Below are 10,212 nucleotides of genomic sequence, written 5' to 3'. Positions count from 1 at the left end.
CCTAAGGCGAGGCCGAAAGGCGTAGTCGAAGGACAACAGGTCGAAATTCCTGTACCACCGTAAATCGTTACGAGCGATGGGGGGACGCAGTAGGGTAGTGACGCAGACTGATGGATGTCTGTCCAAGCAGTGAGGCTGATGTGTAGGCAAATCCGCACATCATTAAGGCTGGGCTGTGATGGGGAGTGAAAATTACAGTAGCGAAGGTCATGATCTCAGACTGCCAAGAAAAGCCTCTAGCCAGATGAAGGTGCCCGTACCGTAAACCGACACAGGTAGGTGAGAAGAGAATTCTAAGGCGCGCGGAAGAACTCTCGTTAAGGAACTCGGCAAAATGACCCCGTAACTTCGGGAGAAGGGGTACCCCGGTAGTGTGAATAGCACGAGGGGGTCGCAGTGAAAAGGCCCAAGCGACTGTTTAGCAAAAACACAGGTCTGTGCGAAGCCGCAAGGCGAAGTATACGGGCTGACGCCTGCCCGGTGCTGGAAGGTTAAGGGGAGTGGTTAGGAGCAATCCGAAGCTATGAACCGAAGCCCCAGTAAACGGCGGCCGTAACTATAACGGTCCTAAGGTAGCGAAATTCCTTGTCAGGTAAATTCTGACCCGCACGAATGGCGTAACGACTTGGGCGCTGTCTCAACGAGAGATCCGGTGAAATTTTAATACCTGTGAAGATGCAGGTTACCCGCGACAAGACGGAAAGACCCCATGGAGCTTTACTGCAGCTTGATATTGGATTTGGGTACGATCTGTACAGGATAGGTGGGAGCCTAAGAAGCATGAGCGCCAGCTTGTGTGGAGGCAACGTTGGGATACCACCCTGATCGTATCTAGGTTCTAACTTGGTACCGTGATCCGGTGCGAGGACAGTGTCAGGTGGGCAGTTTGACTGGGGCGGTCGCCTCCTAAAGAGTAACGGAGGCGCCCAAAGGTTCCCTCAGAATGGTTGGAAATCATTCGCAGAGTGTAAAGGCACAAGGGAGCTTGACTGCGAGACCTACAAGTCGAGCAGGGACGAAAGTCGGGCTTAGTGATCCGGTGGTACCGCATGGAAGGGCCATCGCTCAACGGATAAAAGCTACCCTGGGGATAACAGGCTTATCTCCCCCAAGAGTCCACATCGACGGGGAGGTTTGGCACCTCGATGTCGGCTCATCGCATCCTGGGGCTGAAGTAGGTCCCAAGGGTTGGGCTGTTCGCCCATTAAAGCGGTACGCGAGCTGGGTTCAGAACGTCGTGAGACAGTTCGGTCCCTATCTGTCGTGGGCGTAGGAAATTTGAGAGGAGCTGTCCTTAGTACGAGAGGACCGGGATGGACATACCGCTGGTGTACCAGTTGTTCCGCCAGGAGCATCGCTGGGTAGCTATGTATGGAAGGGATAAGCGCTGAAAGCATCTAAGCGCGAAGCCCACCTCAAGATGAGATTTCCCAATTAGTAAGACCCCTTGAAGACGACGAGGTAGATAGGCTGGGGGTGGAAGTGCAGCAATGCATGGAGCTGACCAGTACTAATCGGTCGAGGGCTTATCCTAAAAATAAAAATCGCAAAGATTGTTTCGTATCTAGTTTTCAGGGAGCAAAACCTTGAATACGCTATTGGTTTTATACACACGTTATAGTGATGTACCAAACCAACGCGGATCGCATTTGTTACACAAATGCTCGTTTGGTGGCGATAGCGGAGGGGTTCCACACGTACCCATCCCGAACACGACCGTTAAGCCCTCCAGCGCCGATGGTACTTGGACCGCAGGGTCCTGGGAGAGTAGGACGCCGCCAAGCAATAGATAAAGACACTGCCTTTAGGTAGTGTCTTTTTTGTTTTTTCTTTTATCTATCTTCTATTATGGAATTCGTTTTATTTTACTTGTATTTCCTTTTCACCCTATTTATACTTGATAAGGTTGGCTTAGAAGGGCAAATTCATCTATATCCTCTTAACTTTCCGTTGAAGGGGAAATGATGTTTTCTTTTAATAATAATAATTAGTACCAGGTACTAGTATCTAGTGTTATAATACATATATAAAATTTGGGAAGGTGATCGTATCGTACATTCTAAAGCGCAAATTACTGCAATAGGTACCTATGTTCCAGAGAAGGTGCTGACCAATATAGATTTAGAGAAGATTGTAGATACCAATAATGAGTGGATTGTTCAGCGTACAGGGATGCGAGAGAGACGGATTGCTGGGGAACATGAATACGTATCAGACCTGAGCTGCAAAGCGATTGAAGATATGGTGAAGCGATATGACATTGATGTTAGTGATGTAGACATGATTCTTGTAGCTACGAGTACAGCAGAATATACCTTCCCTAGTGCTGCAGCAAGGATACAGCATTATTTTAATATACCTCAGACAGGAACAATGGATGTAAGCGCTGCTTGTGCAGGTTTTGTATATGGATTACAACTGGCAGACAGCCTGATTACAAGTGGAATGTATCATAAAGTTCTCGTAGTCGGCGCTGAAACGCTCTCTAAGATTACAGATTATACGGATCGATCCACCTGCATTTTATTTGGAGATGGAGCAGGCGTAGTTCTCGTTGAGAGTAGTGAAGATGAACCGGGTTTCCTCGGATCTACTTCGGGAACTCTGGGGAGTGGAGGAATTCACTTATATAAAACGGCCTTAGGAGAACAAATGGAAGGTCAAGAACTTCAGAAAAATGGCTATCTCGTACAAAATGGACGCGAGGTTTATAAATGGGCTGTGCGTAATGTGCCTGAAAAAACAAAAGAGCTGATACGCGAATCGGGTCTTACCTCATCTGATATCCAGTGGTTTGTACCTCATAGTGCGAATCTTCGTATGATTGAGTCTATTTGTGACAAAGGCCCAGTACCTATGGAACGTACTTTAACTAGCGTAGAATATCGTGGTAATACCTCTGCGGCTTCCATTCCTCTTGCGATTCAGCTTGCTTTGGATGAAGGTCGTGTGAAATATGATGATATAATGCTTTTGTTTGGTTTTGGAGGAGGACTAACGTATGCAGGAAGTATTATACGTTGGGGAGTTCCTAATATAGAGAAATAGAGAATTTGTTGAAAGAGATCTCATCTGGCTGTAATGGGCTAGGAGATCTTTTTTGTTTTTGATACAAAAATGAATTGAAAAGAGAATGGGGATCTGTAGATATTCCAGCCTTTTCTCTATACTTTACGTGAATGTTATAATAGAAGTATTGCAGAAAGGGGAGAGTTATGAAAGTACTCGTATTAGCAGAAAAACCCTCGGTAGCACGTGAGATTGCACGCGTCATGGGAAGCCGTGAAAAACATAAAAGTTATTTTGAAGGACCACAGTATGTGGTGACTTGGGCTCTTGGCCATTTGGTCGGTCTTGCAGAGCCTGAGGATTATGATCGCAAGTATGCGACATGGAATTTAGAAGATTTGCCGATTCTACCGAAACAAACCAAGCTTAAGATACTTCGGGAGACGAATCATCAGTATAAAGCGGTAGCGCAGCTCATGAAAAGATCGGACATTAAAGAACTGATTATTGCTACAGATGCGGCGAGAGAAGGGGAACTGCTTGCTCGCTGGATTATTCAAATGGCACATTGTAAGAAACCTTTTAAACGCCTATGGATCTCTTCTCAAACGGATAAAGCGATAAAGCAAGGTTTTGCTAGTCTGAAGCCGGGGCATCAGTTTGATCGATTATATGAATCTGCTCGTTGCCGTGCGGAAGCGGACTGGATGGTAGGACTCAATGTAACTAGAGCTCTTACCGTGAAGTATGGAGCTCAGTTATCTGCTGGGCGAGTTCAAACCCCAACCCTTGGCATGATTATGGACCGTGAAAAAGAAATTATGAATTTCCGCTCAGAAGAATATGATACCATTGCAGCTGATTTCGGGAATTTCCAAGCAATGTGGCGCGCAGCTCAAGGGGATTCACGTATTTTTGACAAAACGCGGACAGAAGAGCTAAAACGGAAACTAGATGGAGCCTCTGCGAAAGTCGTTCAGGTGAAGAAAAGCGAAAAAGTGGAACCTCATCCCCTTGCGTATGATCTTACAGAACTACAGCGAGATGCGAATAAAAGATATGGTTTCTCGGCAAAAGAAACGTCTAATTTACTTCAACGTTTGTATGAGCAGCATAAACTGGTTACTTATCCTCGGACTGACAGCCGATATTTGACGAGTGATATGATAGATACACTTAAAGAACGACTGGAAAGTGTAGCCGTTGGACCATACAGTGCACTGGCCCGTCCATTATTACGTAAGTCACTTCCTATTACAAAACGTATTGTGGATGACAGTAAAGTGACAGATCACCATGCGATTATTCCAACAGAGCAAACGGTCATTTTAAATGCACTCTCCACCGATGAGCGAAAATTATATGATCTCATTGTGAGAAGATTCATTAGTTTGTTTTATGGTCCAGCAAGGTATGATGCAGTACAGGTGAGATTAGAGGTAGAGAAAGAAGTGCTTGCGGTAAAAGGAACCACTGTAAGAGAAAACGGCTGGAGAGAAGTTTACGGAGCTGAAGGATATGAGGACGATGCAGATGCTGAAGATGATTCCCACGAAGGTAAATCAGGCGGACAGCAGCTTCCTGAACTGCGTGAAGGGGAAACTTTTAAAATACAGCGCTGCATTGTGAAACCAGGCAGAACACTTCCGCCAAAACGTTATAATGAAGCTGCTTTACTTGGTCAGATGGAGAAGCATGGTCTCGGCACTCCAGCTACTCGTGCAGATATTATTGAGAAGCTGGTTAGTTCAGATACGATTGAACGTCAAGGAAATTCGCTGCATCCTACAGGTAAAGGTAAACAGCTGATAGAGCTAGCTGCTCCTCAGCTTCGTACGCCGGAATTAACTGCGAAATGGGAAGCTGAACTAGAGCGGATAGCCAAAGGGCAAGGACAGCCGGAACCATTTTTAGATGGAATTCGAACTATGGCTGGCGAGCTTGTTCGTAGTGTAAAAAATAGCACAGTGGAATACAAACCGCATAATGTTTCTAATAGCCATTGCCCAGACTGCGGAACACGGTTACTAGAGAAAAAATCTAAACGCGGAAAATTTCTTGTATGTCCTACAAATGACTGTGGTTATAAGCGGTCTGCGGAAAAAAGACTTTCAAATCGCCGCTGTCCTCAGTGTCATAAAAAAATGGAACTTAAAGAAGGAAAAGCAGGGCTGTATGTACAGTGCCTTCCTTGTGGAATCACGGAGACACTGGATAAAGATAAAAAGCATGTGAACAAGCGTGAACAGCAGAAACTGGTGAAGCAATTTGAGAAAAAAGAATCCATCGGTTCTAATTTGGGTGATTTGCTGAAAGCTGCGATGGAGCAGAAAAAAGAAGGGAAATAGGAAAGTCTTTTCTTCGGGCGACATGTAAATATTCCTTTGCATAATGGAACTAGAGGATGGCACCCTATACTTTAGGGGGTGATCCACGAATGCCACATCATAAGCCGCTTAAATCTAAAAACCAGCAAAACAAGTCCAGTATACTCGAAGAAAGTAAGACGCTTCGTCCGGCAAAGGCTGCCGAATATCCGCCGAGTTTAAACGAAATTCCAAAACAGGAGTCGTAAGCGGCAGATCTTGTTAGAGTTTTTTTATAAAACCTTGTGTGAAGATAGAAGTAAACAGCAGCGCCTTACCTAAGGCGCTGTTTTTCTTATCATGAATGTGCATAAAAATATCAAGGATTCGTTACAATATGACAAGAGATAATAACCTCTTTGAACCCTCATTGCAGTGAGTGTATTCATTGCCTACATGTTCCAGCTAACGGTATAATAGGAGAGAACCATGTAAGTTAGCAATGCTCATTGAAAGGGGTGATCGGATGAGAGAGGGAATCATGGTATGGTTTGTTTTTATTAACGTGGTAGCCTACCTGGTAATGTCCGAAGATAAGAGAAGGGCCCAGAAACGAAGAGACAGGGTGCCGGAAAAGACACTGTTTCTACTTTCCGCAATTGGTGGCTCACTAGGCATTCTCATTGCGATGTACCGTAAACGCCATAAAACGAAGCATGCGAGTTTCACCATTGGCATTCCAATTCTTTTATTTATAAATGCTGTGCTGTATGGGTATTTTCTTAGCTAATAGGGTTAATGATTCATTTTTATGAATTTGGTTAAAAACTACATACAGAAAGGTGGAGGTCCTCATGTCATTTTCCAAAATATTATTAGCTTATGATGGCTCACCGGTATCAAATAAAGCACTTGAAAAGGCAGTAGAGTTAGCGGAAATGTCAGAGAATTCGGTTCTTGATGTCGTACATGTGTATGATTTTCCAAGAGTATTTATTGGTGAGGGGCTTGCTCCAATTCCGCCTTCCGTTAACAATGAAGTGTATGAACTGGCGGAACAAACGGTAGAAGAAGCTAAACAACGACTGGCAGCTGTAGGATCTAATGCTCAAGTGGAACTTATTCAAGGCTCCCCAGTAGATGTGATTATTGAATATATTAAACAAAATGATATAGATTTGATTGTCCTTGGCAGTCGCGGTCTCAGCGGAATTCGTGAGTTTATGCTCGGAAGTGTCAGCCACCGTGTTGCGCAGGAAGTAAGTATTCCGGTTCTCATCGTAAAATAAATAAACAATAAGCAAAATATTTAGAATCAGTTGAATCTAGACAATACATGCACAAAACCAGCATCTATCATTCATTGTGGTAGTTACTGGTTTTTTTATTTTATTTATGCGCGGTATTTCCGAACAATATAATTATTGATATATAGAATGTTCGTCTTTAATTTGACATCTGGTGTAGTGGATTGGTAAACTATGAGAGGTAAGAAACACATACGTAAACGTAAACGTAAACGTATGTGTAAAACGTAAGCGGAAAAAGAAAATCTAATCAAAACCATATAAATGACTCGTATAAAGCCGGGAATACGGCCCGGAAGTATCTACCTGGAGACCGTAAATTTCCGGACTACGAGGATATCTGCACTTTTTACAGTAAGGAAACTGCAGTTAATGACTGATATTTTTCCATGCTTAGAAAGAGGAATACAGGTATCCTCTGTAAATTGTCCGGAATCCGTGAATTAATTTTCTTCTCAAGGATTTCGGTTTTTATTTTTAATAGAGTTTGGATCAAGGGACAAGGGAGAGGATTGTATGTCATTGCAAGTCGGTGTTATTATGGGAAGCAAATCAGATTGGGAAACCATGTCGCATGCATGTGAAGTACTGGAGGAACTTGGTCTTTCTTATGAGAAAAAAGTAGTATCTGCTCATCGTACGCCTGATCTTATGTTTGAATATGCAGAGTCCGCCTATGAACGTGGGATTAAGGTTATTATTGCCGGAGCCGGAGGCGCTGCGCACTTACCTGGGATGGTGGCATCCAAAACGGTAGTTCCTGTCATTGGTGTTCCTGTACAGACAAAAGCTCTAAATGGCATGGATTCTCTGCTATCCATCGTGCAAATGCCCGGCGGCATTCCTGTTGCTACCGTAGCGATCGGGAAAGCGGGTGCAGTAAATGCTGGACTACTGGCCGCACAGATCATCGGCTCCTTTGATCCTGAGGTTGCAAAACGTGTAACAGAAAGAAGAGATCGGATTCGCAGTGAAGTCCTGGAAAGCAGTGACACTTTATGAGTCAGAACACGACTAGCAGGATAGCACCTGACCGGAACGTGATGGATTCGGAAAGTAAGATACTTAAACCAGGTTCAGTTATTGGGGTACTGGGCGGTGGACAACTTGGACGTATGATGACTCTATCAGGAGCTGCGATGGGATACCAGTTCATTACTCTAGATCCGGCTCATGCGTCTCCCTGTGGTCAGATTGCCGAGCAGATTGTCGCTGATTACAGCGACCAAGATGCGGCTCGTGAGCTTGCAAGACGATGTGATGTCATCACTTACGAATTCGAGAATGTAGATGCAGAGGTGGCAGCTCTTTTAGAAAAAGAATCTTATGTCCCTCAAGGAAGTAAGTTGTTATACACAACACAGCACAGACTGAGAGAGAAACAAGCCATAGAAGCTGCGGGTGTTCCTCTTGCTCCCTACCGGGAAGTGAAGAGTGCGGCAGACATGGAAGAGGCCGTGGAAGCACTCGGTGTACCTTGTGTACTTAAGACAGTCACAGGCGGTTATGATGGAAAAGGTCAGCGAGTGATTCGTGAGAACCAAGCAGCACTTCGTGCATATGAGGAACTTGGGGGTTCTTCCGTGGAACTCGTTCTTGAGCAGTTTGTTCCCTTTACTTGTGAGATCTCTGTCGTTGCAGCGCGTAATCCGCAAGGGGAAATCAAAACATTTCCACCAGCAGAAAACATACATGTGAATAATATTCTTCACACCTCTATTGTACCTGCAAGAGTATCTTCCGAACTGCAGCTCGAAGCGCAATATCTTGCTTCACAGCTTGCTGAATCCTTACAGGTTGTAGGACTACTGGCTGTAGAGTTGTTTGTTACAGAGGATGGGAAACTTTACGTGAATGAACTGGCTCCTCGTCCTCATAACTCAGGTCACTATACGATGGAAGCTTGTACGACAACTCAGTTCGAGCAGCATGTAAGAGCGATCTGTGGATTACCTCTTGCAGATACCACATTACTAAGTCCTGTGGTTATGGTCAATGTACTTGGCGAACACATGGAAGAAGTAGTAGATCGCTTTTCTGGATCCGACCTGGAAGCAGAAGAACTAGGTATTGCGGCTAAACTTCATTTGTATGGAAAGGCCGAAGCGAAAACAGGACGTAAAATGGGACATATTAATCTCTTATGCCATGATGTACAGCATGCACTGATATGGATTGAGAAAACGAATATTTGGAGGAATCAAAATTCATGATTGAACGTTATAGCAGACCCGAAATGCGGGCCATCTGGACGGAAGAAAATAAATTTAAGGCTTGGTTAGAAGTTGAACTTTGTGCTTGTGAAGCATGGGTAGAGCTTGGAGTTATTCCTAAAGAAGATGCTGAATTGCTCCGGAAAAACGCAAGCTTTGATATTGATCGGATCTATGAGATTGAGAAAGAAACGCGCCATGATGTTATTGCTTTTACTCGTACGGTGTCGGAGAGTTTAGGTGAAGAGCGTAAATGGGTGCATTACGGGCTGACTTCTACTGACGTAGTAGATACAGCAAATGGTTATCTGCTTCGTCAAGCCAATGAAATTTTGGAGAAGGATATCTTGAATTTCATTGAAATCTTGAAAGATAAAGCGATTGAATACAAACATACCCCAATGATGGGACGAACACATGGTGTACATGCAGAGCCGACTACATTTGGTCTGAAAATGGCACTTTGGTACGAGGAAATGAAACGGAATTTGGAGCGTTTCCGCCGTGCCGCTGACAATGTACAGTTTGGTAAGATTTCGGGTGCAGTTGGAACGTATGCAAATATTGATCCTTTTGTTGAAGAATTTGTATGTCAGAAACTTGGAACAAAAGCAGCTCCCATTTCTACACAAACGCTGCAACGTGACCGTCATGCGGAATACATGGCAACTCTCGCTCTGATCGCAACTTCACTCGACAAATTTGCAACAGAAGTACGTGCGCTTCAGAAGAGTGAGTTCCGCGAAGTGGAAGAGGCTTTTGCTAAAGGTCAAAAAGGTTCATCTGCCATGCCGCATAAACGTAACCCCATTGGCAGCGAAAATATCTCCGGTCTGTCCCGCGTTATCCGCGGACATATGCTGACTGCTTACGAGAATGTAACACTCTGGCATGAGCGTGATATCTCCCATTCTTCTGCTGAGCGTGTCATCTTACCAGATGCTACGATGTTGCTGAATTATATGTTGAACCGTTTTGGTAACATCATTAAGAACCTGACGGTATTCCCAGAGAATATGAAACGCAACATGGCAAGAACCTATGGTGTTCCTTTCTCCGGCCGCATCTTGACGAAACTGATCGACAAAGGTTTCAGCCGTGAGCAAGCATACGATACAGTTCAGCCACGAGCGATGGAAGCATGGGAAACACAGCGTCAGTTCCGTGAGATTGTAGAATCTACACCAGAGATTACCGAAGTGCTGAGTGCAGAAGAAATTGAAGATGCATTTAACCCAGCATGGCATCTGAAGCATGTGGATACGATCTTTGCTAAGCTCGGTCTGAACTAGAAACGAAGATAGCATGTACTAGCCTAACCATGATATAAATTGATATTTGTTCTTTAGTAACATGATTCATGATCTGCCTTTGACG

8 protein-coding genes, 2 rRNA genes and 1 riboswitch (1 of these 11 cut by a window edge) are annotated in these 10,212 nt (G+C 44.4%); all 10 genes read left to right on the top strand.

The annotated features are described in order from the left end of the window. Positions 1 to 1,534: ribosomal RNA gene (locus ACWPWY_RS16005) — 23S ribosomal RNA — on the top strand (it extends 1,396 nt beyond the left edge of the window). Positions 1,535 to 1,667: 133 nt separating this feature from the next. Beyond that, positions 1,668 to 1,784 (top strand): 5S ribosomal RNA (gene rrf / locus ACWPWY_RS16000). A gap of 265 nt (positions 1,785 to 2,049) precedes the next feature. Further along, positions 2,050 to 3,048 carry a beta-ketoacyl-ACP synthase 3 gene (locus tag ACWPWY_RS15995; RefSeq protein ID WP_454192908.1) on the top strand — a complete coding sequence of 333 codons (999 nt, stop codon included), beginning with the start codon at positions 2,050 to 2,052 and terminating at the stop codon, positions 3,046 to 3,048. Positions 3,049 to 3,215: 167 nt separating this feature from the next. Next, positions 3,216 to 5,357, top strand: coding sequence for a DNA topoisomerase III (locus ACWPWY_RS15990; RefSeq protein ID WP_454192555.1), 2,142 nt, complete (start codon positions 3,216 to 3,218; stop codon positions 5,355 to 5,357). 89 nt (positions 5,358 to 5,446) lie between these two features. Then, positions 5,447 to 5,584 (top strand): hypothetical protein, encoded by a 138-nt coding sequence (locus ACWPWY_RS15985; RefSeq protein ID WP_454192554.1) that lies wholly within the window; start codon positions 5,447 to 5,449, stop codon positions 5,582 to 5,584. 257 nt (positions 5,585 to 5,841) lie between these two features. Continuing rightward, positions 5,842 to 6,105: a DUF1294 domain-containing protein gene (locus tag ACWPWY_RS15980; RefSeq protein ID WP_191802731.1), complete on the top strand. Its 264-nt coding sequence runs from the start codon at positions 5,842 to 5,844 to the stop codon at positions 6,103 to 6,105. 64 nt (positions 6,106 to 6,169) lie between these two features. After that, positions 6,170 to 6,604: a universal stress protein gene (locus ACWPWY_RS15975; RefSeq protein ID WP_454192553.1), complete on the top strand. Its 435-nt coding sequence runs from the start codon at positions 6,170 to 6,172 to the stop codon at positions 6,602 to 6,604. A 267-nt stretch (positions 6,605 to 6,871) separates the two neighbouring features. Further along, a riboswitch (purine riboswitch) is annotated at positions 6,872 to 6,973 on the top strand. A 165-nt stretch (positions 6,974 to 7,138) separates the two neighbouring features. Further along, positions 7,139 to 7,624, top strand: coding sequence for a 5-(carboxyamino)imidazole ribonucleotide mutase (gene purE, locus ACWPWY_RS15970; protein ID WP_454192552.1), 486 nt, complete (start codon positions 7,139 to 7,141; stop codon positions 7,622 to 7,624). A gap of 41 nt (positions 7,625 to 7,665) precedes the next feature. Further along, positions 7,666 to 8,835, top strand: coding sequence for a 5-(carboxyamino)imidazole ribonucleotide synthase (purK, locus tag ACWPWY_RS15965; protein ID WP_454192907.1), 1,170 nt, complete (start codon positions 7,666 to 7,668; stop codon positions 8,833 to 8,835). Next, complete coding sequence (gene purB, locus ACWPWY_RS15960; RefSeq protein ID WP_454192551.1) at positions 8,832 to 10,127, top strand: adenylosuccinate lyase; 1,296 nt, start codon at positions 8,832 to 8,834, stop codon at positions 10,125 to 10,127. The genes purK and purB overlap by 4 nt, the downstream gene beginning before the upstream one ends. The last annotated feature ends 85 nt before the right edge of the window (positions 10,128 to 10,212 follow it).

The organism is Paenibacillus sp. Marseille-Q7038 (genome assembly GCF_965111595.1).
Note: the sequence above shows the minus strand (reverse complement) of the source record. Positions and strands in the feature narration are given on the sequence as shown.

Bases quoted from the DNA above. Each gene is read 5' to 3' on its own strand.
- ACWPWY_RS15985 (WP_454192554.1), top strand. From the start codon at position 5,447: ATGCCACATCATAAGCCGCTTAAATCTAAAAACCAGCAAAACAAGTCC.
- purB (WP_454192551.1), top strand. From the start codon at position 8,832: ATGATTGAACGTTATAGCAGACCCGAAATGCGGGCCATCTGGACGGAA.
- ACWPWY_RS15980 (WP_191802731.1), top strand. From the start codon at position 5,842: ATGAGAGAGGGAATCATGGTATGGTTTGTTTTTATTAACGTGGTAGCC.
- purE (WP_454192552.1), top strand. From the start codon at position 7,139: ATGTCATTGCAAGTCGGTGTTATTATGGGAAGCAAATCAGATTGGGAA.
- ACWPWY_RS15975 (WP_454192553.1), top strand. From the start codon at position 6,170: ATGTCATTTTCCAAAATATTATTAGCTTATGATGGCTCACCGGTATCA.
- purK (WP_454192907.1), top strand. From the start codon at position 7,666: ATGGATTCGGAAAGTAAGATACTTAAACCAGGTTCAGTTATTGGGGTA.
- ACWPWY_RS15990 (WP_454192555.1), top strand. From the start codon at position 3,216: ATGAAAGTACTCGTATTAGCAGAAAAACCCTCGGTAGCACGTGAGATT.